At 69.9% G+C, this 25,241-nt stretch carries 22 protein-coding genes; 12 read left to right on the forward strand and 10 right to left on the reverse strand.

The window, feature by feature from the left end:
* Window positions 1–277: 277 nt before the first annotated feature.
* Window positions 278–1,693: a right-handed parallel beta-helix repeat-containing protein gene (locus I7X12_RS03745; RefSeq protein ID WP_198062539.1), complete on the forward strand. Its 1,416-nt coding sequence runs from the start codon at window positions 278–280 to the stop codon at window positions 1,691–1,693.
* 65 nt (window positions 1,694–1,758) lie between these two features.
* Here I7X12_RS03745 and I7X12_RS03750 read toward each other — a convergent pair whose 3' ends face one another.
* Complete coding sequence (locus tag I7X12_RS03750; protein WP_198062540.1) at window positions 1,759–3,075, reverse strand: sulfatase family protein; 1,317 nt, start codon at window positions 3,073–3,075, stop codon at window positions 1,759–1,761.
* Window positions 3,076–3,302: 227 nt separating this feature from the next.
* Here I7X12_RS03750 and I7X12_RS03755 point away from each other — a divergent pair, with 227 nt between their 5' ends.
* From I7X12_RS03755 to I7X12_RS03770, 4 genes are all read left to right on the forward strand, one after another.
* The gene (locus I7X12_RS03755) at window positions 3,303–4,727 is read left to right on the forward strand and encodes an oligosaccharide flippase family protein (protein WP_198062541.1); all 1,425 of its coding nucleotides are present in this window, start codon (window positions 3,303–3,305) and stop codon (window positions 4,725–4,727) included.
* A gap of 451 nt (window positions 4,728–5,178) precedes the next feature.
* Complete coding sequence (locus tag I7X12_RS03760) at window positions 5,179–6,111, forward strand: glycosyltransferase (protein ID WP_232343020.1); 933 nt, start codon at window positions 5,179–5,181, stop codon at window positions 6,109–6,111.
* Window positions 6,108–8,126 carry a hypothetical protein gene (locus tag I7X12_RS03765; RefSeq protein WP_198062542.1) on the forward strand — a complete coding sequence of 673 codons (2,019 nt, stop codon included), beginning with the start codon at window positions 6,108–6,110 and terminating at the stop codon, window positions 8,124–8,126. Before I7X12_RS03760 ends, I7X12_RS03765 begins: the two co-directional genes overlap by 4 nt.
* Window positions 8,127–8,130: 4 nt before the next feature.
* Window positions 8,131–9,216, forward strand: coding sequence for a DUF1616 domain-containing protein (locus I7X12_RS03770; protein WP_198062543.1), 1,086 nt, complete (start codon window positions 8,131–8,133; stop codon window positions 9,214–9,216).
* Between the two features lie 97 nt (window positions 9,217–9,313).
* Here I7X12_RS03770 and I7X12_RS03775 read toward each other — a convergent pair whose 3' ends face one another.
* The 3 genes from I7X12_RS03775 to I7X12_RS03785 all read right to left on the reverse strand — a co-directional run bounded on the left by I7X12_RS03775 (window position 9,314) and on the right by I7X12_RS03785 (window position 10,943).
* On the reverse strand, window positions 9,314–10,174 hold the full coding sequence (locus tag I7X12_RS03775) for an endonuclease III domain-containing protein (RefSeq protein ID WP_198062544.1): 861 nt from the start codon (window positions 10,172–10,174) through the stop codon (window positions 9,314–9,316).
* A 69-nt stretch (window positions 10,175–10,243) separates the two neighbouring features.
* Complete coding sequence (locus I7X12_RS03780) at window positions 10,244–10,723, reverse strand: DUF371 domain-containing protein (protein ID WP_198062545.1); 480 nt, start codon at window positions 10,721–10,723, stop codon at window positions 10,244–10,246.
* Between the two features lie 58 nt (window positions 10,724–10,781).
* On the reverse strand, window positions 10,782–10,943 hold the full coding sequence (locus tag I7X12_RS03785) for a hypothetical protein (RefSeq protein WP_198062546.1): 162 nt from the start codon (window positions 10,941–10,943) through the stop codon (window positions 10,782–10,784).
* Window positions 10,944–11,160: 217 nt separating this feature from the next.
* Here I7X12_RS03785 and I7X12_RS03790 point away from each other — a divergent pair, with 217 nt between their 5' ends.
* From I7X12_RS03790 to I7X12_RS03800, 3 genes are all read left to right on the forward strand, one after another.
* Window positions 11,161–13,086, forward strand: a complete 1,926-nt coding sequence (locus I7X12_RS03790; RefSeq protein WP_198062547.1) for a glycoside hydrolase family 2 protein — start codon at window positions 11,161–11,163, stop codon at window positions 13,084–13,086.
* A 247-nt stretch (window positions 13,087–13,333) separates the two neighbouring features.
* Window positions 13,334–14,224, forward strand: coding sequence for a coiled-coil protein (locus I7X12_RS03795; RefSeq protein ID WP_198062548.1), 891 nt, complete (start codon window positions 13,334–13,336; stop codon window positions 14,222–14,224).
* A gap of 156 nt (window positions 14,225–14,380) precedes the next feature.
* Window positions 14,381–15,892, forward strand: a complete 1,512-nt coding sequence (locus I7X12_RS03800; RefSeq protein ID WP_198062549.1) for an outer membrane protein assembly factor BamB family protein — start codon at window positions 14,381–14,383, stop codon at window positions 15,890–15,892.
* 50 nt (window positions 15,893–15,942) lie between these two features.
* On the opposite strand, the gene I7X12_RS03805 is transcribed toward I7X12_RS03800, so the two are convergent.
* Window positions 15,943–16,836 carry a CBS domain-containing protein gene (locus tag I7X12_RS03805; RefSeq protein ID WP_198062550.1) on the reverse strand — a complete coding sequence of 298 codons (894 nt, stop codon included), beginning with the start codon at window positions 16,834–16,836 and terminating at the stop codon, window positions 15,943–15,945.
* 146 nt (window positions 16,837–16,982) lie between these two features.
* Here I7X12_RS03805 and I7X12_RS03810 point away from each other — a divergent pair, with 146 nt between their 5' ends.
* Entirely contained in the window at window positions 16,983–17,363 is a 381-nt protein-coding gene (locus tag I7X12_RS03810) for a hypothetical protein (protein ID WP_198062551.1), read from the forward strand.
* Here the strand turns inward: I7X12_RS03810 and I7X12_RS03815 are convergent.
* Together I7X12_RS03815 and I7X12_RS03820 are read right to left on the reverse strand one after the other, a co-directional pair.
* Window positions 17,360–18,070 carry a 5-formyltetrahydrofolate cyclo-ligase gene (locus I7X12_RS03815; protein ID WP_198062552.1) on the reverse strand — a complete coding sequence of 237 codons (711 nt, stop codon included), beginning with the start codon at window positions 18,068–18,070 and terminating at the stop codon, window positions 17,360–17,362. The two genes, I7X12_RS03810 and I7X12_RS03815, sit on opposite strands and share 4 nt — an antisense overlap.
* A 10-nt stretch (window positions 18,071–18,080) precedes the next feature.
* On the reverse strand, window positions 18,081–18,725 hold the full coding sequence (locus I7X12_RS03820; protein WP_198062553.1) for a chemotaxis protein CheC: 645 nt from the start codon (window positions 18,723–18,725) through the stop codon (window positions 18,081–18,083).
* Between the two features lie 321 nt (window positions 18,726–19,046).
* Between I7X12_RS03820 and I7X12_RS03825 the strand changes: the two genes are divergently transcribed.
* Both I7X12_RS03825 and I7X12_RS03830 read left to right on the forward strand, forming a co-directional pair.
* On the forward strand, window positions 19,047–19,418 hold the full coding sequence (locus I7X12_RS03825; protein ID WP_232343021.1) for a DUF5658 family protein: 372 nt from the start codon (window positions 19,047–19,049) through the stop codon (window positions 19,416–19,418).
* 189 nt (window positions 19,419–19,607) lie between these two features.
* A complete protein-coding gene (locus tag I7X12_RS03830) occupies window positions 19,608–19,973 on the forward strand; it encodes a DUF5658 family protein (protein ID WP_198062554.1) in 366 nt (121 codons plus the stop codon).
* A gap of 112 nt (window positions 19,974–20,085) precedes the next feature.
* On the opposite strand, the gene I7X12_RS03835 is transcribed toward I7X12_RS03830, so the two are convergent.
* Window positions 20,086–20,547 carry a MaoC family dehydratase gene (locus tag I7X12_RS03835; RefSeq protein WP_198062555.1) on the reverse strand — a complete coding sequence of 154 codons (462 nt, stop codon included), beginning with the start codon at window positions 20,545–20,547 and terminating at the stop codon, window positions 20,086–20,088.
* A gap of 308 nt (window positions 20,548–20,855) precedes the next feature.
* Between I7X12_RS03835 and I7X12_RS03840 the strand changes: the two genes are divergently transcribed.
* A complete protein-coding gene (locus tag I7X12_RS03840) occupies window positions 20,856–22,409 on the forward strand; it encodes a phospholipase D-like domain-containing protein (RefSeq protein ID WP_198062556.1) in 1,554 nt (517 codons plus the stop codon).
* A gap of 28 nt (window positions 22,410–22,437) precedes the next feature.
* On the opposite strand, the gene I7X12_RS03845 is transcribed toward I7X12_RS03840, so the two are convergent.
* Window positions 22,438–24,348, reverse strand: a complete 1,911-nt coding sequence (locus I7X12_RS03845) for a DHH family phosphoesterase (RefSeq protein ID WP_198062557.1) — start codon at window positions 24,346–24,348, stop codon at window positions 22,438–22,440.
* A 354-nt stretch (window positions 24,349–24,702) separates the two neighbouring features.
* Window positions 24,703–25,065 (reverse strand): hypothetical protein, encoded by a 363-nt coding sequence (locus I7X12_RS03850; protein ID WP_198062558.1) that lies wholly within the window; start codon window positions 25,063–25,065, stop codon window positions 24,703–24,705.
* Window positions 25,066–25,241 lie beyond the last annotated feature (176 nt).

Consider the following 25,241-nt stretch of genomic DNA (forward strand, 5'->3'; position numbering starts at 1 on the left):
GGGCGGTTCGATTCCTCTCGCGCGCACGCGAGAGTCGGTCGCACGCGCCGTGCGAACAGTAAGCATACGTTTCTCGCGTCGCGACGGGGCCCCGTCGAGAGGGTGGCGCGCGAGCGCGCTCCCCGTTCGGTGGCCGTCTCGGTGGTGGCCCGCCGACGCAAAACACCACAAGCCGCAACCACTCGGACGGATCCGGCACGGAATCGGCGCGCGAGCGTGAGTTGTCCGCACCGCGACTGCAGATAGCCTTATCTCAGAAGCGGCGACCTACCGCGATATGGTGTTCGGAAACCAGAGCGAACCGACGGGTGGCGAAACACGAGACGGCCGTAATCGGGCCCTACCGGGCGGTTCGGGTGGGCTCGGACGACGGTCGTTTCTGACGGCTGCGGGCGCGGCGGCGGCCGTCCCACTCGTCGCGGGGAGCGGACGGGCCGCAAAGGGGTCGGGGAGCCGACGCCGGATCGAGATCGACAGTACCGGCTCGAAGGGCGTGGGGTACGAGTTCACCGCGACGGGTGCGGTCGAACCCGTCCGCGGCGACGCCGAGGGCAACGACTCGGTCACCGAGAACGACGACGGCAGCCGAACCGCGACCGGCGCGGTGGGTTCGTGGGGCCGCGACACCTACACGTTCGAGGGCCGGATCACCTCGTTCTCGCCGACGAGCGGCGAGTTCGACCTCCGCGTCGACGGCGTCCGGGTCGACCCCGCCGCCGTCGCGAAGAAGGGAACGCTGAACTCGCTCCCGGCCGCGAGCGACGTGCTGGGCGGCGGGAAAGGGTACCCCGATACGGTGCCGAAGTCGGCTGCCACCACGGTCGTCTCCGACGTCGGCGGGCTCGAACGGGCGCTGAACGGCGCGTCGAGCGGCGACGTGGTCTACGTGGATCCGTCGGCGACGATCGCGGTCGGGAAGCGGGAGCTAACCGTCCCATCGGGCGTGACGCTGGCCTCGAACCGCGGCGTCGACGGCGCGAAGGGCGGAGAGATCCGCGCCGACGAGGTGTACGGCGAAGGGCCGCTCCACACCGGGAACCAGGTCCGTATCACCGGCCTGCGGGTCACTGCGCCGAACGACGAGTACATCGAGTACCGCCGTCCGGTCCACAGCGGCGTCGTGGTCGAGGGCAAGGGCTGTGAGATCGACAACGTCGAGATCGCCGGGTTCACCTACTCGGCCGTGAAGCTGCTGCATTCGGCGCGGGTCCACCACTCACACATCCACTCCAACCCGATGGACGGACTGGGCTACGGCGTCCTCTGCATCGGCGGCGACAGCACGCTGGTCGAGTACAACCGCTTCAACTACAACCGTCACTCCGTCGCGAACCAGGGCACCGCCGGCTACGAAGTCCGGTACAACCACTTCGGCGACAAGGCCGTCGCCTACCAGGTCGGCACCCACCGACCGGGTGGGTCCACGCTCGAGATCCACCACAACACGTTCGTCCCGACGAAACACATCAACTCGGGCGAGGACCCCGAATCCCACGTCAGCATCCGCGGGGTGCCCGACGACGTGGCCGACATCCACCACAACTGGTTCCACAACCCGCGACAGCCGGCGCCGGGACGGGGCGAGGAGTCGATCATCCAGCCCCACTCGAACCGGTTCCGGAACGTGAACTTCGACACCAACCACTACGGCGAGAAGCGCCCCTCCGACGACACGGTCGGCTGCCCGCGGTAGCCCGCCGAACCCCGACTCGGGTCTCGATCCCGCTTCGGCCCTCCGCCGACGCTTCTTCGCGACGGCTACAGATAGCCCAGGTCTTCGAGCCGGCTGGTCATCCGCTGTTCGGCCCCCTCCGAGACGGCGGTCGTCTCCAGCTGGCGCTCGCGGGCGACGTGCTCGTCGACGATCCCGCCCAATCGCTCGACGACCTCGGGGAACTCGTCGGCGACGTTCTCCAGTTCCTTCGGGTCCGATTCGAGGTCGAACAGCTGGCACAGCTCGCGGTTCCGCCCCTGGACGTACTTCCAGCCCTCGTAGCGGACGCCGTCGAGCCAGCGCTCGCGCTCGCCGGAGGCGCCGACCGCGCGGACGTGGGCCGGTCGGTGTTCGATCGACCCCGTGAGGACGTCCTGGCCGGACACCTCGTCGGGCCGGTCGACCCCGGCCGCGTCGAGCAGCGTCGGGAAGATGTCGACCGAGCGAATCTGGTCGGTCACGCGACCGCCCGTCGGGACGCCCGGGCCGGCGACGGCGAACGGGACCTTCGTGAGGAAGTCGTAGACGTGGTAGCCGTGGCCGATGCGGTGGAAGGCGTTGGGGAACTCGGTGGCGCTGGCCTTCCGCAGGGAGTTGTACCACTCCTCGGTCTCGATGCCCCGCGGCCGGAGGTACTGGTCGTAGACGTCGCTGCGGACGTTTCGCGTCCGCTTGTCGGTGAACGGTATCGGGACCTGATTGAAGCCGATGATCGACGCGCGGTGGCGCCAGGTGCCGTCGCGGAACGCCTCGCCGTGGTCGCCCGTGATAGCGACGATGGTCTCCGAGCGGTCGACGACCTCCAGGAGGCGCTGGAGCTTCTCGAAGACGCCGCGGACGGCCGCGTCGTAGTCGATCTCGTCGGCGTCGGCGTCGGGCGGCAGGTCCTTGTGGACGTGGGCCTCCCAGAGGTGGAGGTATCTGAACCACGGCCCCTCGGCTTCGTCGAGTTCGCGTCGGTACTCGTCGAACCAGTCGGTGTAGACGGTGGTGTCGCGCTCGCGGTAGTCGTAGCGGTCGAAGCCGGCGTCGAGCCCGGTGTCGTCGGTGATCGGCCCGGTGACCGACGCCGAGGTGTCGTAGCCGGCGGCGGCGAACGCCTCGGCGAGCGTCGTCGCGTCGTCGGCGAGCGAGAAGTCACGCAGCGAGAGGACGCCGTGGTCGGGCGGATAGGTGCCGGTCATGTAGCTGGCGACGCAGGGCGTCGTCGACGACGCCGCGGCGACCATCGTGTCGAAGGCCGTCCCCTCGCGTTCGAGACGCTCGAAGAGGGGCTTGTCCGCTCCGTAGTCCCCGAACGCGAAGTCGCTCCGCAGCGCGTCGACACAGACGAACAACACGTTGGGGCGCGCTCGGTCCATACGCGGCCCGACCGGGGTCGCGCCATTAGCTATGATGGCCGTACCACGCCGATACAACGGCCTTACTGGCGGGTAACGGCCGTTTAACAAGGGAGAACGCTCGCGGACGGCGAGGTGAATGACGCACGTTCGCGCGAGGCGACGGCGGGAGGCCACCCACCGAACGGACCGACGGTCGACCGCGGCGCCCGGAACGAGTCGACGGGCCGTGCCGACCGAGACGTAGCATGGACCTGCGAGACTCCATCCTGAAGCTGTTCTCCGGCAGCATCGTCCTCGCGCTGGTCGAGTTCGCCGCGATCGCCTGGTTCACGCAGACGCTCGGCACCGGCCCGATGGGGTCGTTTTTCGTCTTCCAGGCGGTCGTCGGGATGCTCGGTATCCCGGTCGACCTGGGCATCTCGAAGGCCGCCGAGAAACAGCTCTCCTCGACCGGCGCGACCGGCGAGATCCTCACGACCGCCGCCCTCTCGAAGGTGGCCCTGATGCTGCCGTGGATCGGCGCGCTGGTGCTGTTGACGCCCCGCGTCGAGTCGTACGTCGGCGTCGCGGGCGTCGTCCCGCTGGTCGTCCTCGGCCTCGTCGCGGCCCAGAGCCGCGGACTGACCCTGCGGCTGCTCGCCGGACAGATGCGCGTCGACAGGAACGCCGCGCTGAAAGTACTCGGCAAGCTCACGTGGGTGGCGGTCGGCGTCGCGCTCGTCGAGCAGGGGTGGGGCGCGCGGGCGCTCGTCGTCGCCTACATCGCCGGGCGGTTCGCGACGGCGCTGGGCGCGCTCGTCCGGATGGATCTCGCGGTGGGGCTGCCGAGCCTCGCTCGCGCCCGGGACCTCGTCGACTTCGGCCGGTACGTGTTCGTCGGCAACGTCGGCGGCTTCGTCTACCAGTGGATGGACGTCGCGATCCTCCGGCTGTTCGTCGGGGTCGAGCTCGTCGGTGCCTACGAGATCGCCTGGCGCGTCGCCAGCGTCGCGATGATGCTCACCGAGGCGATCCGCACCTCGCTGTTCCCGCAGATCTCCCAGTGGCACGCCGAGGACCGCATCGAGGAGATCGAGTCGGCCTTCGAGCAGTGGCTCCAGATCCCGCTGTACCTGACGATCCCCGCCTTCGCCGGCGCGGTCGTCCTCGGGCGGGAAGTGCTGGGGACGCTGTTCGGCCCCGAGACGGTCGTCGCCTACCCCGTGCTGGTCGTCTTCATGACCGAGAAGATCCTGCGGTCGGTCCAGCTGGTGCTGGGTCCGTCCCTGTTCGCGATGGACAAGCCCAGCCTGGGCTACCGCGGGAGTGTGGCCGCCATCGTGACGAACCTCGTCCTGAATCTCGCGCTGGTGCCGCAGTTCGGCATCCTCGGGGCGGCCGTCGCGACGACGCTGTCGGCCGCGACCGCCGCGGTCGTCGCGCTCACCTACGTCACCCGCTTCGTCGACGTGGTCGTTCCGTGGGGACGGATCGCCTGGAGCGTCGGCGCGGCGACGGCCATGGGAGTCGCCGTCTACGCCCTGCAACCGTACCTCCCGGCCGGCTGGCAGCGCGTCGCCGTCGGCGTCGCGGCCGGCGTCACGGTCTACGCGCTCCTGTTGCTCGCTCACGAGGGCATCCGTCTGGAGATGCGCACCGCGATCGAGGACGTCACCGGCTCGTGGTCATGACCGCGGCGAGACCGACGACACCCGTCCGAGCCACCCCTCGTTGGGAGGGGTCCCAGCGGCGAGGTCCATCCCCTCCCGCCTCGCCACGTCGGCAAGTCGGGTCGACCGAGACCGGCGTCCCGGCGGGTCGGGTGGACCGCGACTGGCGTTCGGCGGGCCGAGTACGGACCGTTCGTTCGAGCGTTCGACCGATATCCATCGGGGCGGTCGGGGTTTATATTCCGTCTTCGACGGGACCGCGAACGCACGCGTGCGTCGTTAGTCGCGGTGATAAGCGGCGTAGTCGCATCATTACAATGCACGAACCGAGGAACGATCGGGTGTGAACGGGCTCGAACGTACAGTACAGCCGAGGGGTTCGAACCAGTCGACCGGCCGGAACGAGGCCGTCCGGCCGTCGGCCGTATCGACGTCCGTGTCGCGAGGGTCGCGACGGACGGTGGACCGATAGATGGTTCGAACGCTTCAGCTGGTCACGACCCGGAGGCCGTTTTTCGAACAGCAGGTCGAGGTGCTCGAGCGCAACGGCGTCTCCTGCACCGTCGTCCCGGTCCCCGGCGGCGGTCGCGGGCGCTCGCTGGCGGCGTACGTCCGCTTCTACGCCCGCGTGCTCGGCGCCGCCCGCGACCGGGAGATAGATCTCGTCCACGCAAACTACGGCCTGACTGCGCCCGCGGCGCTGGCCCAGCCGGTGCGGCCGGTCGTGCTCTCGCTGTGGGGGTCGGACCTGCTGGGCCGGTACGGCACCGTCAGCCAGCAGTGCGCTCGCTTCGCCGACGAGACCGTCGTCATGTCCGACGAGATGGCGGCCGCGCTGGACCGCGAGGCGACGGTCGTCCCCCACGGGATCGACACCGACCGGTTCGCCCCCGAACCACGCGCGGAGGCCGTCGACGCCGTCGGCTGGGACGGCGACGCGAAACACGTCCTGTTTCCGTACGACACCGAGCGCGCCGAGAAGAACTATCCGCGCGCCGAACGGGTCGTCGAGCGAGCCCGGGGAGCGGTCGAGAGGCCGCTCGAACTCCACGCGGTCTCGAGCGTTCCCCACGAAGCGGTGCCGACGTACATGAACGCCGCCGACGCCATGCTGTTGACCTCCGACCGCGAGGGGTCGCCCAACGCCGTCAAGGAGGCCCTGGCGTGTAACCTGCCGGTCGTCGCGACGCCCGTCGGCGACGTGCCCGACCTGCTCGACGGCGTCGACTGCTCGGCCGTCGCCGACACCGACGCGGCGCTGACCGACGCGCTGGCCGGCGCACTCGCGCCGACGACCGACCCGAACGGTCGCGAGCGGGCCCGCGAGTTCGGTCTCGACCGCATGGGCGAGGACCTGCTCTCGGTCTACGAGCGGGCCCTCGACGGGGAGGTGACTGCGGCGTGAACCGACACCCGACGACCTGGCTCCCCGAGACCCGCTTCGACGTCGTGGTCGCGGCCGTCGGCCTCGTCGTCGCGGTCGGTCTGCTCCCGCTGGCAGTCCTGACGTCGTCGGTGTACGTCCGGACGGTACCGGTCGTTCTCGGCGCGGCCTGTGGTATCTACCTCTTCTCGGTCCACCGGGACGACGACGCCGAGCGGCGACAGCCGACCGTCGACGCCAGCGGCGTCGCCGCCGCCGAACTGACCGCGATCGCGCTGATCGCCATCGTGACCTGGGCCGCACTGGCGGGGACGCGAACGCTCGGCATTCTGCTCGCGAGCGGCGCCGTCGGCGCGTTCGTGCTGCTGCAGACCGTCTTCCTGGCCGACGACGCGCTCGACGAACGGCTCGTGCTCGCCCAGATACTGGCCCACGCGTTCGTCGTCAGGTTCACCGGCCTGTTCACGACGCCCGGGTTCGTCGGCGTCGACAGCTGGGAACACGTCACCCAGTACGCCGCGGCCGTCCAGGCCGCCGACTCGCTCGCGCCGCTGGCCGGCGCGAAGTACTTCTTCGCCCCGGTTCACCACCTGGTCACCGTCGTCGGCTCGGACCTGCTCGGCGTGTCGCTCCGGCTCTCGCTGTACCTCGTCGTCGGTAGCGTCGTCGTGCTCTCGGTGGTACTCGTCTACGGGACCGCCCGGTACTTCGTGGACGCCCGCTGGGCACTGGTGGCGACCGGCGCGTTCGCGACGACCGACCAGGCGATCCGCTGGGGGATGCACGTCATCCCGACGAGTCTCGGGCTCGTCTTCTTCCTCGCCGTCGTCTTCGCAGTCACGCGCCTGCTTCACGCTCAGACCGGCTACGCCGACTGGGCGCTGCTGACCGGGTCGATCGTCGCGGTCACGCTCACCCACCAGGTGTCGGCGTTCGTCTCGCTGGTGTTCGTCGGGTCGGCCGTCGTCGCCCAGCTGGTCGTCGGTCGCGTCGGCTGGGCCTCCCCGGCCGGGCTCGCGGGTTCGATGAGCCTCGACGCCGAGTCGGGCGACCCGATCACCGACGGCGCCTCGCGCACGACCCCGGGCGTCGTCGGTCTCCACCGGGCGTTCGGCTTCCACCTCCTGTTCACGGGGGCGGTCTGGGCGGTGACGCCCTGGGGCGGCGAGCCGTTCCTCACGCGGATGGTCGGGATCGTGGCGCTGACGATCCGGACCTCCGCAGGGTTCCTGAACCTCGCCGGGAGCGAGGCGGGCGGTGGGGGTGGCGCCGCCGCCACCGTCGGCACCGAGACTGCGTCGGAGCTGATGATCCGCGTGGCGACCTACGTCGACGCCGTCGGCTTCCTCGTGCTCCTGTTCGCTGCAGTGCTGGGCGGGCTCGCACTCGTCCGGCGCCACCGCTCGCCCCAGGCCGCCCACACCCTCGTGGTCGCCATCGGCGCGATGCTCTTCTTTTCGCTCGGGCTCCCACTGTTCGGGATCCGCACCTTCCTCCCAGGCCGGTGGTTCGCGTTCGCGTACGCACTGATGGCCGTCGTCGGTGCCGTCGGGCTGCGCCACCTCGGGACGGCGTTCTCGGCCCGTGCGGCAGCCGCCGTGCTCGTCGTCCTCCTGCTGGTGTTCCCGTTCGCGATGGTCGCCGGCCAGAAGGCGACGCTCGACGACCCGACCTTCGACGACCAGTGGTCCCAGTACGCCTACTCGGAGTCGGAGATCGCCGCCATGGGGACCATCGGCGAGACGACGCCCGAGAGCGCCGGCGCGGTCTTCACCGACCACCCCTGGCGCACGGCGTTCAAGAGCAGCGGCGCGTACTTCAGCGACACTATCAACCTCACTCGCGTCGACGGGACGGACCCGCCGTACGACAGGGTGGTCTACCGCGACTACCAGTCGACGGGCGCACCCAAGTTCACCACCACCGGCGGCGCCGTCGTGACCCGCCGGGTCACCCACGACCAGATCTGCCCCGCCGCGAGCAACCGGGTCTACGAGAACCAGAACGCCGAGCTGTGTACCCGTCCGGGGGCCTGATACCATGCGCTACGAGTCATCCACACGATTGAGCGGCGTCGTCGACCTCGCGCTGGTCGTCCTCGCCGTCGTCGTCTTCGATATCGTCGTCGCGCTGTCGATCGATATCTCGGCGCTGCGCGTCGCACTGGGGCTGCCCGTCGTCCTGTTGGCGCCGGGGTACGCGGTCGTCGCCGCGTGCTACCCCCGCGGCGGGGGCCGGGCCGACCCCCGGCGGCCGCGCGCGACTGTCTCGTCCGCGAACGGGTCGTCCGTCGACGCGATCGGTCCGTTCGTTCGCGCCGGCCTGACGGTCGCGGCGAGCGTCGCCGTCGTCGCGGCCGTCGCGCTGGCCGTCAACGCGAGCCCCTGGGCCGTCGCGCCGCTCCCGGTCCTCGCCGGACTCACCGTCGCGACGCTGGGCGCCGTCGCCGTCGCGGTCTACCGCCGCGGCCAGATCGCCGAACACCTGCGCTACACCCCGTCACCGGCGCTGGGGTCGGGGTCGGCCGCTCGCGCCCTCCGACCTCGCCTCTCGGCCTCGTTCGTGCTCGGACTCCTGCTGGTCGCCAGCGCCGTCGGCGCGACGGCCGTCCTCGCGACGACCGACACGAACGCCGCCGGCACCGACGAGCAGTTCACCGAGTTCGCCGCGCTGACCCAGAACGCCTCCGGCGAGTACGTCACCGCCAACTACACCGACGCCGTCGCCGCCGACCGCCCGATCTACGTCGAAGTCGCCAACGGCGAGGGCGAACCGACCGACTACACCGTCGTCCTCGTCCGCGAGACGGTCGAGCGGCGGGAAAACGCGACCGTCGTCCGCTCGGCGACCGAGCGGGTCCGCGAGGACCTCTCGCTGCGCGACGGCGCGATCCGGTATCTTGAGTTCGACCCCGAACCGGCCGGCGGCGACGCGCCCAGTCGCCTGCGTGCGTACCTCTACCGCGGCGACGCCCCCGAGGTTCCTTCCCGCGCGTCGGCCTACCGCTCGCTGCAGGTCTGGTACACCGACGACCCGATCGAAGAAGCGACCGCCGCCGCGAACGCGACCGCCGGCAACGGGACCGCGGATGGCGACGCCACGGCTGCCCTCGTCGCTGGCGGTTGACCCGCTCGCCCCGTCGTGCACCGACTTCGGTTCCCGCTGACCGCTTTCGCCTCCCGTCTCCGCCGACCGCCCCGCTCCCGCCGACAGCCTCCCGTCGTCAGTCCCCGGCGGCTTCGGCCGGATCGACGACGTCGCCCGTCGCCGGAGAGACGCCCACCCGGTCGCAGAGGCCCGCCAGCGGGCAGGCCTCGGGGTCGTCGAGACACGCTGGTTTCCGTGCCGAGCAGTACTCGCGGCCGAACTGGATCATGGCAGTGTGACCGAAGCCGCACTTCTCCGCGGGAACCGCTCGCTCGAGCGCCTCGCGGACCCCCTCGTGGTCGGCGTCCGCGGGCGCCAGCCCCATCCGCCGGGCGATCCGGTGGACGTGCGTGTCGACGGGGAAGACGCCGCCGCGACCGCCGGAGAAGAGGAGGACACAATCGGCGGTCTTCGGCCCGACGCCGTTCATGTCGAGCAGGGTCTCGCGGACCTCGCTCGGATCGCCCGTCTTGACGAACTCGTCGAAGCCGCCGGCGCCGCCGTACGCCTCGCAGATCCGCTCTGCCAGCGCGACGAGCCGCTCCGACTTCTGGTTGTAGAGTCCGGCCGAGGAGATGGTCTCGGCGAGCGCCTGTTGGTCGGCGGCCGCGAGCGATTCGGCGAGGTCACCGTCGGGTTCCTCGTACCGATCCATCAGGGCGTCGTGGGCCGGCTGACTCGCCACGTCGGAGGTGTTCTGGCTGAGGACCGTGCGGACGAGACACTCGAAGCCGTCGCGGCCGCCGTAGGCCTTCTGCCAGTAGATGTCTCCCAGACTGTCGACGACGGCCTCGGCGCGAGTCTCGGCGTCGCCGGGCTCGAAGGCCGTGGCTTCGCCGCCACCCGAGTCCCCGCCGCTGATGTTCTCCGCGGGCTCCGGGTCCTCGTCGGGCACAGGGTCGTCGGCAGCCTCCGCGTCGTCGGCTCGGTCGCTCATGGCCGGGCCTCGGGCCTCCACCGGCATAATCGTCCCGCGTCGGGGGGTCACGCCGAGGGTGTGGAACGCTCAGGCCGGATCGACTTCGAGGGTGAGCGTCGCGTCGGCCCCGTCCGCGAGGACGGCGACCAGGTCGCGGTCCACGTCGGCCGCGGCGCCGGTGGCCCCGACCATCACGGTCCGGTCGTCGACGTAGTCGCTCGTCCGGATCACGTGGCTGCGCTCGTTCTCGAAGGAGAAGTCGGGATGGCCGCGACCGATCACCTCGTGGGCGTGTCCCGCGGCTTCGATCGTCGCGGTGATCGTCGCGCCGTGGGCCCGACAGGCGTCGAGGAACGCGTCGTCGAAGTCCGCGGGGACGCGGTCGGCCTCGACGGCGAGGATGCAGTCGCCGGCGGGCGTGAGGAAGTCGTCGCTGGTGAACTCCAGCGTGCTGACGTGCTCGGCGGTGACGTTCTCGTGGCCCTGCGCGTGGACGACCTCGACGAGTGCGCCGTCGTCGCCGCTCGCTATCGTCGATTCCTCCGGTTCCGCGGCGTCGTCGCTCATGTGCGGGAATTCGGACGCCGCTACTTCAGCGAGTCGAAGTCCGCTCGCTCGGAAGCGCTCACTCGCTGGGCGCGGCGACCGTGATCGTGACGTGGCCGCAGTCGCACTCGTAGGCCCGTCGCTCGCCGCCGTCGGTCCGGAAGACGAGCATGCAGTCGCCGTCGGTGAGCTTCCGCGAGCAGTCGGCCGCCTCGCACCGGCAGGCTATCTCGCTCAACATGTATCGACGTTCGGCGGGGGGACATATCAACCCGAGCCGTACCCTGAGTGAAAGTATAATCGCACGATAGCGGAGAGGTGCCCCGTCCCGTACGGCGGTCGTTCGAGCGGAAGTGAAGCGGACCCAGCGCGGTGGTGGCGGGCCCGGCGGCGCGACCGCGACGCGGGCGCGTCCGTCCGACGTAACTGATATACCACCGGGGGACGCGGACGTTGGTATGCCGAGCAAGTGGAGCGGTGCGGCGGTCGACCCCGGCGGTGGCAAGCCGACGCCCGGCGACTGGCAGCCGGTCGAGGTCCCGGGTCGGCCGGCCGCGTTCGCCGGCGAGGACCGGGTCGCCTACCGGACCGTCTTCGACGACCCGCGCGACCCCGACGACGACCTGGGGCTGCTGGAACTGCGCGGGTGCTACGCCGCCGCCGAGGTGTGGCTCAACGACGAACTGGTCGCCGAGCCCGACGCCGTCTTCGACCCCGTCCGGGTGCCCTTCGAACCCGAGGCGGAGAACGAACTCGTCGTCGAGTGCCGAGCGCCCGAGGACCGGTTCGGCGGTATTCACGACACCGACCGGGTCCCCGCCGAGCGCTCGGTGCCGGGGATCTGGTGGGGGGTCGACGTGACCGGCCAGCCCGACCCGTTCGTCGTCGACGTGGACTTGCGACCCCGCGTCACGGACGACGGGGCGAGCATCGACGCCGCCGTCGAGGTGTACGCCGGCGAGTCGCTGGACGACCGGCTGACGCTCACGACCAAACCCGCCGGCGACCGGCGCGGTCGCGGGATGATGGACCGGGCGAGCGTGACCGCGGGGGCCGGCGAACGAGCGGCCGTCGAGAAGTCCATCGACGTGCGCGATCCGTCGCTGTGGTGGCCCCGCGGGATGGGGCGCCAGCACCGCTACGAGGTGCGCGCGAAGCTGGGCGACGGCGCTCGGACGAGCGCGACCGGCATCGCGACCGTCCAGAAGACCGACGCGGGGGGGCTGCGCGTCAACGGCGAGGACGTGCCCGTCCGCGGAGTCGCGCTGACGGACGCGGCGGTGGCCGACGCCGAGCGAGCGGTCGAGGTGAACGCCAATCTCGTACGTGCACACGCCCACCCGCTGTCCGAAGCGATGTACGACGCCTGCGACGAGGCCGGACTGCTCGTCTGGCAAGACCTCCCGCTGACCGGCCCCGGCGTGTTCGACATCGCGCGCGGGCAGGACCTCGCCCAGCGGCTCGTCGACACGTACGCGCATCACCCGAGCCTCGCGGCGCTGAGCGTCCACGACGAGCCGACCGATACCTTCGCCGAACGCGTCGGATCCGGGCTGGTCGACCGCCTGCGCTTTCGCTATCGAGTCTGGCGGAGCGACTACGACCGCGGCGCCGCCGAGGCGGTCGCCGAGGCCGTCCCCGACGGCGTCGCGGTGTACCCCGTCGTCGGCGAGCCCGGCACCGACCCCGACGCGGCGGCGCTGTATCCGGGGTGGGACTACGGCGGCGTCGACGACCTCGACTGGGTCCGGGAGCGCTACGACCTCGACGGCGCCGTCGGCGAGTTCGGCGCGGGGTCGCTCCCCGAAGGTGTGGACCCGGACGCCGACGATTTCGATCCGGCGGGGTTCGACCGAGCGAAACACGACGCCGTCGTCGGCAGCGACGACCCCGCGGCCTCACAGGCCTACCAGGCCGAACTGGCACGTGGGATCGCCGAGCGGCTGCGGACCGACGGCGTCTCCGGGAGCGATGCGACCGGAGGCTCGTCGGGGAGCGAGGGTCGCGAGCGGACCGACGGTGCGCCGGTCGTCGTCGCCAACGCCCTCCGGGACGCCGGCGACGCAGGGATGGGCGTCTACGCCCGCGACGGCACGCCCAAAGACGCGGTCGAGAGCCTCGCCGCAGCGTTCGAGCCGGTCCAGGCGTTCCTCGTGGGCGCCTCGGCCGGCGAGTGCGACGTGATCGTCGCCAACGACGCCCCCGAGTCGATCGCGGGGACCGTCACCTGGGAAGCGGGCGCCGAGTCGAGCGAAGTCGACGTGACCGTCGACGCGGGCGCCAGAGCGGTCGTCGACACCATCGACGTGCCGAGATCCGCCTCTTCGGTCGAACTCTCCGTTCGGGTCGGCGAGACGAGCGTAGAGAACACCTATCGTTTATAAGCAGCAGTTACCGTGTGGTATGCCCTGACGTGGCGTTCTCGGGGCCGTGGGACTGGGAAACAGCCACATGGCCCACCGGAATATTTAAACAGGGGGAAGCGCAATGCTTTGGTACCAGAACGTCTCCGGCGTTCCGGCTGTATCGCACTTCGACCAGCATGACAGGACACCCTTGTTGTCGGCGTCAGCCACTTCGTAGCGGTTGCCCTGTCTCTCGCCGGAGCGGGTATGGCATAGAGGTACAATTATGGCAGACTCGATAGACGAATCCAAGAACGTATCGGTGACAGACGACGACCTCGAGAACAAATCCAAGGGCGAGCTCATCAAGCTCGCCGGGCAGCTGCGAGATCGACGCAACGATCTCAACCAGATGGCCTCCGAGCGCGCCTCGGACCGCGACGACCTGAACGCGAAGACGCGAGAGAAGGTCGACGAGGCCCAGGAACACCGCGAGCAGCGCGACGAGCTCAACCAGCAGGTCCAGGAGCACAAGGAGAAGCGCAACGAGCTCAACGCCGAGGCCAACGAGCTGTTCGACGAGGTCGAGGACAAGCGCGACGACCTCGAGCTCGACGAGGGCAAAGACATCGAGCAACTCGAGGACGAGATCGAGGATCTGGAGTTCAAACAGCAGACCGAGGTCCTCTCGGCCGAGGACGAGCGCGAACTCATCGAGAAGATCGAGGACAAGCGCGAGAAGCTCGCCGAGAAAAAAGAGAAGCTCAACCAGGGCGGCGACCTCGAAGGGGTCAAGGAGGAAGCCGAGGAGATCCGCTCGGAAGCCTCCAAGCACCACCAGAAAGTAACTGAGCTGGCCGACGAGGCTCAGGAGCACCACAATCAGATGATCGAGGCCTACCGCGAGGCCGACGACATCCGCGACGAGGCCGACGAGATGCACGAGAAGTTCGTGGAGGCCCAGGAAGCGGCCGACCAGCACCACGAGGACTTCGTGCGCGTCCAGAAGCGCCTCCGCGAGCTCGACAAGAAAGAAGAGGAAGAGGAGCGCGAGGCCCGCCAGGAGAAAGAGGAGGCCGCTCGCGAGGAGGCCGAGGAGATCTACCAGAAGTTCAAGGAAGGCGAGACCCTCGACACCGAGGACCTGATGAAGCTCCAGAAGACGGGACTGCTGTAACTGCGACCGCTCTCTCTCTGCGTTTTTCACCGCCGCGTAGCCGTCGCTCGACGGCGATCCGGCCCTCGACGGTGCGGCCGATCGGACCGGGTGAACCGTTGCGAGCGTTCGTGAGCGTCCCGCGACTTTTTGCCGGCGGGCCGCGAGAGGCATCGTATGGTTCGGGGCGTCGACGACGACGGGGACGGTCGGGACCGGTCGCGACGGGGGGTGCTTCGGTGGGGGCTCGCGCTCGGCACCGGCGCACTGAGCGGCTGCTCGCTGTTCGACGAGCCGGACGGCGACGGGCGGGTCGTCACGTCCGCCACGCTCGACGACGGCGCGACGACGGACACCGCCGTCGGACCGGCCACACGGCCGGGAACCGTGACGGACGGAGCCGACGTGCGACCCGAGACGGCGACGCCGCGGGGTCGCCGAACGGACCGACCGACGGTGACGCCCGCCCCGACGGACGGCTGGCGGGTCCTGCAGGCCGACGACGCCCGAACGGGGTGGCGTCCGGACGGGACGGGCCCCCAGAGCGCGGCGGCGCTCGATCCCGACGCCGAGGCCGGTAGCGGGGTGGAACCCGGCGGTGGGACTGCGGCCGACGGTGGGACCGGAGTCGGTGGGGGGACGAGTGACCGACCGGTCGAGCCGGTGTGGTCGACCGATCTCGGTGCTGCGGTCCGTGGGTCGGTCGCGGTGGCCGACGGGACCGCCTACGTCGGGAGCGAGTCGGGAGTCCTCGCCGCGCTGTCGGTGTCGGATCCGGGCGCGTCGGGAAGCGGGCCGACGCGTGCGCTGAACGAGGCCGCCGGCTGGACCCACGACGCGGGCGCCGCGGTGCGCGCGACACCGACCGTCGCCGACGGCGTCGTCTACTGCGGTGACGAAGACGGACGGCTGACGGCGCTGGACGCGAGCGACGGGCGCGAGCGGTGGTCGTTCGCAGTCGCGAGCGACCGCGCCGGGCCGTCGGCAGTGCGGAGCGGACCGGTCGTCGCGGACGGGACCGCCTACGTCGGCGCGACGGACGGGCGGGTCTACGCCGTCGACGTCGCCGACGGCGCGGAGCGATGGCGCGTCGACGCGGGCGGGTTCCTCGGCGTCGCGACCCCGGTAGCGCTGGCCGAGGGGCGCGTGTTCGCCGGGAGTTACGCGGGGCGGCTCTACGCCTTCGACGCCGAGACGGGCCGCGAACGATGGTACTACGCCGGGCGAGCGGCGACACGCGCGTTGTCCGGACCGAGCGTCGCCGACGGCGTCGTCTACGCGGGGGCCAGTCCCGAGGGCGTCCTCGCCGTCGACGCGCTCGACGGGACCGAACGCTGGCGTCGCGAGACCGGAGGGCCGGTGTTCTCCTCGCCCGCGGTCGCCGGGGAGGCTCTCTACGTGGGGACCGACGCGGGCGCCGTGCTGGCGCTCGACACCGCGGACGGGACCGAACGCTGGCGACGCGAGGTCGACGGGGCCGTCAGGTCCTCGCCAGCGGTCGTCGACGGCCGTGTCTACGTGGGGACCGACGGCGGATCCGTGCTGGCGCTCGACGCCGCCGACGGAACAGAGCGCTGGCAGGTCGCCCTCGACGGCCGCGTGACGAGTTCGCCGGCGGTCGTCGGCGGCCGCGTCTACGTCGGCGACGGGAGCGGCGGCGCCCACGCGCTCGGTGCGACCGAGCGGTGATCGGAGTCGAGCGACGCCGAAGACGGTGGCGTCGAGGACGGCGGCCCCGCTCAGGCGGTTTCGGGGATCGGGTCGGCGAGGACGACCGCTTCGCCGTCGATCACGGTCCGGTCGTCGTCGTCGGTGACGGTCGTGGTGAGTCGATAGCGCTCCTCGCCGACCACTTCGACGACCTCGCACTCGGCGGTGACGCGGTCGCCGATGTCGACCGGGCCGAGGTAGCTGACTTCCTGTGAGAGGTAGACGATCAGCCCGGGGAGTCGCGCGAGCGCCGCGCTGACGACGCCAGCGACGAGCGTCCCGTGGGCGATCCGCCGGCCGAAGCGGGTCCTCCTCGCGTACTCGCCGTCGAGGTGCAGGCGGTTCGTGTCGCCGCTGGCGTCGGCGAAGTCGTCGACCTCGGTCTCGTCGAGGGGCTTCGAGAACCGCACCACGTCGCCCACGTCGATGCGTTCGGGATGGCCGACGTACTCGAACGACCAGTCGGCCTTCTCGTAGGCGGTGTCGGCGCGCTCGGTCTCGCGAACTCGCCCGTCGTTCACGTCGGCGTCGACCGAGGGTCGGCGGACGTGCGGGAGGTACTGCGAACAGCGCGTCGTGGTGACCACGCCGAGGAGTTCGCCGTCGTCGACCACCGGCAGCGCCTCGACGCCGTAGGTCCGCAGGCGCTCGGCGGCGTCGACGACCGACTCGTCGGGACCGACCGTGTGAACTGGACTCGACATCACGGCGGCGGCCGTCAGCGACGCCGGGTCGCGACCCTCGACCAGCAGCGCGACCGCGTCCGACTCGGTGACGATGCCGACGACCTCGCCGTTCTCGACGACCACGACCGACTCGGCCCCGGGCTCGTCGAGCCGACGCGCGACGGTGAGCGCACGTTCGTCCGGTGGAACCGTCTCGGAGCGCTCCATCAGTTCCGTGACTGCAGGCGGGCGAAGCATCTCGTCGGCCGTTCGCTCCCACCGTTCTTGAGAATACGGGCGCTACGGAGTCGGCGCCAGCCTCCGGTCGGGCGGTCCCATCGGGTTCCGAACCCACTCGGCCGAAGCGCGCGCACTTTCTTTGTCGGTCGCGAGAGTGGGGAGATATGAACACTCGTACGCTCGCACTGGCGCTAGCGGCCGGACTCGCGACCTTCCTCGCGGTCGGCGCCGCGGTCACCGAAGTCGCACTCCGGTGGATCGAGTTCTCGCTGTTCGTCGGCCTCCCGGTCGGTGCCGTCGCCGGCGTGACCGCTGGCGCGCTCGTCGTGCTGGGGGGCGGCGACGAAGCATCCGATCGCCAGCGCGCCGTCGGGGTCGCCGTCGGCGCGTTCGGCGTCGCCTTCCTCCTCGCGTTCGCCGTCGCGGTCGGGGCGTTCTCGGTCCCGAACTCCCGGGCGCTCACGCTGTCGACGGTCGTCGCGCTCGGCGCGGCCGCCGGTGCGAACGCCCTGGACCTCGCCGGGATCGCTTCGTCGACGGGCTAGCCGGGTCGGAACCGCTCCAGCACCGGGATCTCGTCGACCCGTTCGTCGTCCAGCGCCGTCCAGTCGACGCCGTCCGGCCGTTCGAACGGCGACTCGGTCCGGATCGTCCGCTCGGGGGTGACCACGACGTCGATGGGTACGTCGTGGGCGTCGGGGTCGATCCCCTCGCGGACCTGCGACTCGTGGACGGTCGTGACGACGGTCGTCTCGGCGTCGACGAGACCGAGCTCGGTGAGGACGGCGAACTCCAGGTCGCTGTAGCCCTCCCCCTTGCCGACGCGGGCGCCCGACGGCGAGACGGCGACGCTGCCGACGAGGACGAGGTCGACTCGGCCCACCGCGTCGGGGCCGACCTGTTCGGCGTGGTCGGCGACGCGGGAGACGGTGGCGGCGGCGTCGGGATCCGCGAGCTCGGCGGGGTCGAGGCGGTAGAAACAGCGCTCGTCGCGCAGGCGCGGGACGGCCATGAAGACGGTCTTGCCGGCGTCGAGGGCGGCCCGACGGGCGGGCAGTTGCGGGGCGTCGGGGTTGGCCTTGAGCCGCTCGGCGGCCGCCCACTCGGGCAGGTCGGCCAGACGATCGGCGGCTCGGTCGGCGCCGGCGAAGTTCGGGATGCGACCGTGGGGCGGGAACGGGAAGCGGGCCTCGCCGCTGTCTTCGAGGCCGTCCCAGACCGACTGGCGGAGGGCGTCTTTGTCGGTGGGCATCGCTCGTCGGTCAGAGCACGTCGGAGGCGGCCGTGTCGGTGGTCACGTCGGTGGTCACGTCGATGTTCTGGATCAGCTGGACCAGGTCTGCCAGTTGCGGGAACGTGTAGACGGTGACTTCGACGTCGGCGTCGCTGGCGACGATGTGGGAGTCGACGACGAAGGCGATCTCCTCGTCGGGCCAGCCGCCCATCTCGTCGACGATGTCGCTGGCGGGGCCGAAGATGAACGAGGGCGTGGACATGTCGATGGTGGTATCGAGGACGTTCGCCCAGCCATCGATGAAGCCGGAGGTCATGATGTTGCCGATCTCCTGCATCGCCGACCGCTCCAGGTCTGTGAAAAAGCCCTCCGCGGCCTCGCCGCTGCCCATGTCGCCGACCATCCCCTGGGCGAGCCGTTTGCTCCCTTCGGGTTCGAGCATGAACAGGATGTAGCCGTAGGGCGCTTCCGTGAGTTCGACGTAGATGCCGACCTGTTCGTGCTCGCCGAGGTGGGTCCGCACGTCCGCTATGTCGAGGAAGTTGATCTTCGAGACCTCGATCTCGGTGTCGAGGCCCGAGAGCTGGTTGAGGTGCTCGGAGACGGTCGTGGCCCCCTCCTTGGCCATGTCGTTGAAAAGCTCCAGTTTCCGCACGTCGACCTCGTAATCCATACGCTTCGGTTGGACCGAATCACCGTAAACGTGCTGGGGGCCCGACGGGCCGACGAACGGCGTGCGAGACGGCTATCCTCGGGTCCCGGGCGATCCGCGACGGAGGCGAGCGTGGCGGGCGCGTCCGTCGATCCCCGCGAGTGGACTCGCGCGAGTCACGAGTCGTTTCGGCGGCGTCTTCGCTCCGGTAATTCCTCGATACCGGGGGAGCGGGCGCATAGGCGACGTATACTCTTGGGCGTGTCGGCCGCGGTAGCAAACGGCGGGTGGGAGGTTCGATCCGCCCCCGGCGACCGACCAACCCGTCGCGACTCCACACACATGCCGCTCGTCACGACCGATCCGACCGCCATCGACTCGTCGACCCTCGACGAGTACCTCGGCACCGTCCCGGGTTCCGTGTCCGACCTGGAACTGCTGCTGTGGGTGCTCGTCTGCTGGGCGCTGGTGCTCGATATCGTCCTGACCGCCTACGGCCTCTCGATCGGTCTCGTCGAACGCAATCCGCTCATGCGACAGGCGCTCGATACGTTCGGCCTGGCGGCGCTCGGCCTCGCGAAGGCCGGCGCCGTCGCCGTCGCGCTCGTCTTCCGCTTTCTCTGGCCCGAATACGCGATCGTCGCGCCGCTCGGCCTCGCCGTTCCCTGGATACTCGCCGTACTCATCAACGCCACGCTCCTGGCGTCGCTGTGACACCACCGTCACGACCGCGCTCCCCAACCACCACGCCCCACTGCGTGGCTGTCCGATCCCGTCTGCCGTCCCGCGACTACCGCCCGCGGTGCGAGTTTGATACGAAACGATCCTTTTTTGACAGTCTGTTACGACGTGGCGAACGCACGATCCACCCCTCTGGGTGGGGGGTGGCGTGCGGTGGGTACGATGCGCGGCACACCACTGACGAGTGTAGACAGATCGCGGGGGATCGGCGACCGACTCGGCTTCCCGGCCGACGACCGCGTCGCCGAGGGAGCGCTGTGGGCGGTCGTCGTCGCGTCGGTGGCACTCGACGTGTACACCACGCGGCTGGGACTGTCGATGGGGCTCTCGGAGGGCAACCCGGTGATGCGCTGGGCCATCGGCGGCCTGGGGATCGCCGCACTCGGCGCGGCGAAGTGCCTGGTCGTCTGTGGCGCCGGCGTACTCCGGACCCTTCGCCCTCGGTACGGGACCGCCATCGCACTGGGGCTCGCGCTCCCGTGGACGGTGACGGTCCTCGTCAACGCGGTCGCAATCGCGACCGTCTGACCGCCAGCGAGCGTGTCCGGACGCCCGGGACGGCCGTGGGATCCGTCCCAGTGGCGCCCCTTCCTCTCCACAGGCGGACACGCCGCCGGTTCGGTCGCGTCCCGACGCGTCGCTACGCCTCGGGTCGCTTCTCGGCCAGCACCGTCCGGTCGAACTCACAGACCAGCGTGTCCGCGCCGCCCTCGACGCGATAGGCCTCGACGTGCATCGTCACGACGCCGCGCTCGCCGTCGCTCGTCTCGCGCTTGTCGGTCACCGTCGACGCCGCCCGGAGCGTGTCCCCGTGGAAGACTGGTTCGGGATGTTCCACGTCGTCGTACGAGAGGTTCGCGACGATCGTCCCGTCGGTCGTCTCGGGGATCGAGAGCCCGACCGCGAGGCTCATCGTGTAGAGACCGTTGACGACTCGCTCGCCGAAACGCGTCTCGGCGGCGAACTCGGCGTCCAGATGCAGCGGCTGCTGGTTCATCGTCAGGTCGCAAAAGCGCTGGTTGTCCGACTCGGAGACCGTGCGACGCTTGTCGTGCGCGATCGTCTCGCCCACGTCGAAACCCTCGTAGTAGCGCCCGGGCATGGCTCGACGGTCGGTTCGGTGGCGGTTAACCGTTGGGCCGTCGTTCGCGGCGGCCAGAACCGCCACGGCGCACGTCCTCGACACCGGGCCGAGTCAGACCGGTCCGGTCGCCGCGTTCGCATCACGGTTCGCGCTCGGCTCGGACACGGCCCCACCGGTCCGGACATTTATATCCGGGTGGGCGACCAGTCACCCTCGTGTCCGGAACGGTCCGACTCGCGGTGGTCTGTCTGCTGGTAACGGGAGTCGTGGCTCCGGTAGCGGGTGCGCCCGTCGGGCTTGCGGACTCGTCGGACGCGACGGAAAAAATGGGGCCGTCTCGGCCACAGATAGCGGCCGTCTATCCGAACCCCGTCGCCGACGGCGATCGTGGCGAGTTCGTCGTCGTCGACGCGCCGAACGGTACGGATCTCGGCCCGTATCGACTCACCGACGGCGACGGCGAACTCGCCCTGCCAAACCGGACGGTCGGCGGTCGCGTCGCGGTCACGGCCGCGCCGGCCGCGGTTCGGAACCTCACCGGAGTGCCGGTCGTCGCGGCGAACGGGAGCGTCGCGCTGGCAAACGGCGGGGAACGGCTTCGCTTGCGCCGCGGAAACACCACGGTCGCACGCGCCCGGTATCGCGAGGCGCCGGAAGGGAAGATCGGCCGCTTCGACGACCGCGGCGCACTCTCTTGGCGACCGCTCGGGCGGACGGACCGCTCGGTCGTCACGGCGACGGGCGGCCAAGCACGGGCGTTCACGCTCCCCGACGCGCCGGGCGTCCCGACCGACGTGATCCGCTCCGCCGACCGCCGGCTCCTGCTGGCGGGCTACACGTTCACCTCCGAGCGGATCGCGCGAGCGCTCGAACGCGCCGAGCGCCGCGGCGTCGACGTGCGCGTCCTCCTCGACGGTGGGCCCGTCGACGGGATCAGCCACCGCCAGGCGCGACTGCTCGACTCGCTCGTCGAGGCGGGCGTCACCGTGAAGCTCCTCGGTGGCCCCCACGGCAGATACGCGTTTCACCACCCCAAATACGCCGTCGCGGACGACCGTGCGGTCGTCCTCACCGAGAACTGGAAGCCGGCGGGGACCGGCGGCCACGCCAGCCGCGGGTGGGGTGCCGTCGTCTCCCAGCCCGAAATCGTCGACGGCCTCGTCGACACGTTCCGCGCCGACGCCGGGTGGCGCGGCGCTCGCCCGTGGTCGCAGGTCCGACGCGGACGGTCGTTCGAGCGCGCCGGCGTCGCGAACGGGTCCTACCCCAGCCGCCGGTCGCCAGAGACGGTTCCCGTGAACCGAACCCGGCTGCTCGTCGCACCGGACAACGCCGGCGAAGCGGTCACGGCGGCCCTCGACGGCGCCGACGAATCGATCGACGTGCTCCAGATGAGTATCGACGGCCCCGACCAGCGGTTTCTCCGGGCCGCCGTCCGGGCCGCCCGCCGCGGCGTCGACGTGCGAATCCTGCTGAGTAGCGCGTGGTACGTCGAGGCGGAGAACCGACGGCTGGTCGAACACCTGCGCGGGGTGGCCGAGCGAGAGGGGATACCCCTCGACGCGAAGCTCGCCGAGCCAGGGGGCGACTTCGAGAAGATCCACGCGAAAGGCGTCGTGATCGACGGCGATCGGGTGCTCGTCGGCAGCCTCAACTGGAACGGCGAGTCCGTCCGGCGGAACCGCGAAGTCGTCCTCTCGCTCGAAGGCGCGGCGGTCGGCGAGTACTATCGAGCGGCGTTCGCGGCCGACTGGGGGGACGGAGTGGACGGACCGTCGCTCCCGGTCGGGATCGTCGCGGGCGTCGCCGGCTGCCTGGTGCTCGCGGTACTCGTCGCTCGACGGATCGATTTCGGGGAGAACGTTGGCGTCGGTGGCTAAACGTGGCGATCGGAAGGGGGAACGAGCTTCAGTCCTCGGCGAACGCGGCGGAGCTACCGAGCTGTTCGTCGATCTCGGCATCGGCCATCTTCTCGACGAGGGCGTCGATGACGGTCTCGCGCATGCCCCGGACGAACTTGATGGAGCCGACGACGAGGTGGCCACCGCCGCTGACGCCGCCGCCCGCGACCTCCTCTTTGAGCTCCTCGACCATCGTCGGAATGTCTAGCCGGACGCCGTCAGAGCGGAGGACGGCGAAGTCGGGCCCGTAGCCGATGGTGATGACGGGGTCGCCGGTCTCGGCGACTTTCGAGTCGTGGACCTTGCCCGTGGTCTTCCCCGGTGCGGGGTAGGTAAAGCGGTGGGCGTGGTTCTCGACGTCGAGCCGGTAGAGGTGCGCGTCGTTGTCGAGCCGTTCGTGTTCGACGTGGGGCATCGCGGCGTCGAGTTGGCGGTCCACGTCGCGTTCGGCCCGGGTCGCGAGGAACGAGACGAGCTCGCGGTGGCGCTCCTCGTCGTCGCAGTCGACGTTGAGCGCGTCGGTGACGAGCTGGCCGCCGTCGTCGTATTTCAGCCAGAAGGTGGCGTAGTCGAGTGCCTCGCCCACGTCGCGGAGTTCGGCCTCGTCGTAGCCCTCCTCGCGAGCGAGTTCGAGGTAGTCGTCCATCGCCGCCGCCTCCGAGCGGTCCGAGAGGCCGGCGACGGCGGGGACGTGCCGGAGCTCGTCGGTGATGTCGGGGTCGATCATCCGCGCGAGTTCGACGCACATCATCCCCGTCGTGATGCGGTAGTCCTCGTCGTGGAGGTAGGGGTTGACGTGCTCGTCGAGCAGCTCGCCGACGGCGTCGGGGTCGGGGTGGTGGTGGTCGACGACGACGATGGGTACGTCGTAGTGGGCGAGGTTGCGGTAGGCTGGCGTGTCCTCCTCGGTCGAGCCGTTGTCGAGCATCAGCAGGAGCGGGAGGCGCTGGCCGTGGCGCTCGCGGTCTTCGAGCGCGAAGTTGAGGTCACGAGTCACGTCCTCCATCTCGTAGTACGGCGCCTTGCTCGGCAGGCGCTTGAGGAGATGCTGGGCGGCGTCGGGGTCCTCGTAGGTGTCCTCGATGAACCGTTCCAGCGCCACCTGCATCGGGACGCTGGCGCAGATGCCGTCGCCGTCGGCGTGGTGGCGCATCCGGATCGGGCGCCCTTCGAGGATCTCCCGTCGGAGGCGCTCGGCGACCGACCGCAGGTCCTCGCGCAGTTTCTCGAAGGCCGCCCACTCGACGAGCGGCTCGGGGTCGTGGGGCTCGGCCAGCTCGTCGAGGTCGTCGGCTTGCTCGGCGCGGACGCTCTCGCCGTCGTCGCCGTCGAGCACCTGCAGGTCGTCGATCTCGACCTGCACGGCGCCCTCGCGGGTCTCGACGTAGCCGTCGACGCGGACCACGTCGTCGAGTTCGACGTCTTCGTAGGCGCGGACGCCGGCTTCCTCGAAGGCCGTGCAGGGCGCGATCCCGGTCGCGCCGCGGACCTGGAAGACCGTCGGGCCCCCGGTCTGTTTGATCTGGACGACCACGCCCTCCAAGCTGACCGATTCACCGACGACGTCACCCAGGTCGTCGACCGCGTGGCTGTCGCGGGCGATCGTCTCGACCTCGTAGTCGGGCAAGTCGACCTCGTCGAAGGCCAGATCGCCGTCATCGCGCACCTCTTCGAGTGCGACGACGAGTTCGTCGCCCACCTCGTAGGTGCCCAGGAGGTTCGAGGCGTGGACGAGGCCGGACACGTCGTCGGACAGATCGACGAAGACGCCGTACTCGACGACGCCGTTGACTTCCGCGAGGTACAGGTCGCCTTCGGAAACGTGCTCGAAGTCACAGTTCGAATCGAGGTCGTAGACGGTCGTCCCACCATCGGGGACGGCGACGCCGGAATCTCCGGCGTCAGGTACAGGTACCATTTGTACTCGATACCGCTCCGCCGGCAGTTTAACCTTCGGAAACACATCGGCGCCCATCTTTTTCGCTTGGGGGTGTCCTCGCGGCCGGGGGCCGCTGGGGCACCCCCGAGCCAAAAACATGGGTGAAAAAGCGGGACCTCACTGCGTTCGGTCCCGTGAACCGCGCGCCTGCGGCGCGCGGACAGTAGACGAGAACGGCCATACTGTCCCAGAAGTAGTCACGTGGTGGTTGATCTCAGGTATGCTGGACATAAGTCACCTGCTCAGTTCGGATTCGAACTGAGCAGCCAATCCATCGTGATTCGACGGGAAACCAGCGCTCGTGAGAGGTGTGTAGCTTCCTACACAGCCGTGTCAGGAGAATACGTTCCCGGGGAAGTTCGTAGCTGTCGCCGAGACACTGTAGGTGTCGGCGTTAGCCGGTACGGCCACGGAGAGACGCACTTGGATCGTGGGATTTCTAGGCAGCGTTACCACCGTACTCGACCGTTTGATGGCGTCGTTATTTGAATCCATAATTTCGACTGAAACGCGTACCGTGCCTTCAACTCCCGCATTGGCCACTCTCACGAAAAATTCAGTTTCCCCGGACAGTTCGCCCTCGGCTTCGTGCTCGACGACTCTCGGCCTCGTACCAAAATACAGGAATCCAAATCCGAGGACACCACCACCACCGAGAAGTTTCAGAATGTTCCTCCGGGTGATCGACCCGTCCACTATATGTTGATCGTGGAACAGATACGACTTGAATCTACTCGTTGTCGATCGGAGATTGTCGACGGACAGTTCGTCTGTGCGGAGAGCACTTTCCCTCACCGAGCGTTCGGTTACTCACCTGTACTGAGCATCCGCGCGCCTGCGGCGCGCGGTTCAACGCGGCGAGTGCGCGAAGC

It is taken from the genome of Halosimplex litoreum (assembly GCF_016065055.1).
GTDB classification, from domain to species: domain Archaea; phylum Halobacteriota; class Halobacteria; order Halobacteriales; family Haloarculaceae; genus Halosimplex; species Halosimplex litoreum.

What these genes read in the sequence shown, in the direction of transcription:
- I7X12_RS03745 (WP_198062539.1), top strand. Translation starts at nt 278, where the DNA reads ATGGTGTTCGGAAACCAGAGCGAACCGACGGGTGGCGAAACACGAGAC.
- I7X12_RS03750 (WP_198062540.1), bottom strand. Translation starts at nt 3,075, where the DNA reads ATGGACCGAGCGCGCCCCAACGTGTTGTTCGTCTGTGTCGACGCGCTG.
- I7X12_RS03755 (WP_198062541.1), top strand. Translation starts at nt 3,303, where the DNA reads ATGGACCTGCGAGACTCCATCCTGAAGCTGTTCTCCGGCAGCATCGTC.
- I7X12_RS03760 (WP_232343020.1), top strand. Translation starts at nt 5,179, where the DNA reads ATGGTTCGAACGCTTCAGCTGGTCACGACCCGGAGGCCGTTTTTCGAA.
- I7X12_RS03770 (WP_198062543.1), top strand. Translation starts at nt 8,131, where the DNA reads ATGCGCTACGAGTCATCCACACGATTGAGCGGCGTCGTCGACCTCGCG.
- I7X12_RS03775 (WP_198062544.1), bottom strand. Translation starts at nt 10,174, where the DNA reads ATGAGCGACCGAGCCGACGACGCGGAGGCTGCCGACGACCCTGTGCCC.
- I7X12_RS03780 (WP_198062545.1), bottom strand. Translation starts at nt 10,723, where the DNA reads ATGAGCGACGACGCCGCGGAACCGGAGGAATCGACGATAGCGAGCGGC.
- I7X12_RS03785 (WP_198062546.1), bottom strand. Translation starts at nt 10,943, where the DNA reads ATGTTGAGCGAGATAGCCTGCCGGTGCGAGGCGGCCGACTGCTCGCGG.
- I7X12_RS03790 (WP_198062547.1), top strand. Translation starts at nt 11,161, where the DNA reads ATGCCGAGCAAGTGGAGCGGTGCGGCGGTCGACCCCGGCGGTGGCAAG.
- I7X12_RS03795 (WP_198062548.1), top strand. Translation starts at nt 13,334, where the DNA reads ATGGCAGACTCGATAGACGAATCCAAGAACGTATCGGTGACAGACGAC.
- I7X12_RS03800 (WP_198062549.1), top strand. Translation starts at nt 14,381, where the DNA reads ATGGTTCGGGGCGTCGACGACGACGGGGACGGTCGGGACCGGTCGCGA.
- I7X12_RS03805 (WP_198062550.1), bottom strand. Translation starts at nt 16,836, where the DNA reads ATGCTTCGCCCGCCTGCAGTCACGGAACTGATGGAGCGCTCCGAGACG.
- I7X12_RS03810 (WP_198062551.1), top strand. Translation starts at nt 16,983, where the DNA reads ATGAACACTCGTACGCTCGCACTGGCGCTAGCGGCCGGACTCGCGACC.
- I7X12_RS03815 (WP_198062552.1), bottom strand. Translation starts at nt 18,070, where the DNA reads ATGCCCACCGACAAAGACGCCCTCCGCCAGTCGGTCTGGGACGGCCTC.
- I7X12_RS03820 (WP_198062553.1), bottom strand. Translation starts at nt 18,725, where the DNA reads ATGGATTACGAGGTCGACGTGCGGAAACTGGAGCTTTTCAACGACATG.
- I7X12_RS03825 (WP_232343021.1), top strand. Translation starts at nt 19,047, where the DNA reads ATGCCGCTCGTCACGACCGATCCGACCGCCATCGACTCGTCGACCCTC.
- I7X12_RS03830 (WP_198062554.1), top strand. Translation starts at nt 19,608, where the DNA reads ATGCGCGGCACACCACTGACGAGTGTAGACAGATCGCGGGGGATCGGC.
- I7X12_RS03835 (WP_198062555.1), bottom strand. Translation starts at nt 20,547, where the DNA reads ATGCCCGGGCGCTACTACGAGGGTTTCGACGTGGGCGAGACGATCGCG.
- I7X12_RS03840 (WP_198062556.1), top strand. Translation starts at nt 20,856, where the DNA reads ATGGGGCCGTCTCGGCCACAGATAGCGGCCGTCTATCCGAACCCCGTC.
- I7X12_RS03845 (WP_198062557.1), bottom strand. Translation starts at nt 24,348, where the DNA reads ATGGTACCTGTACCTGACGCCGGAGATTCCGGCGTCGCCGTCCCCGAT.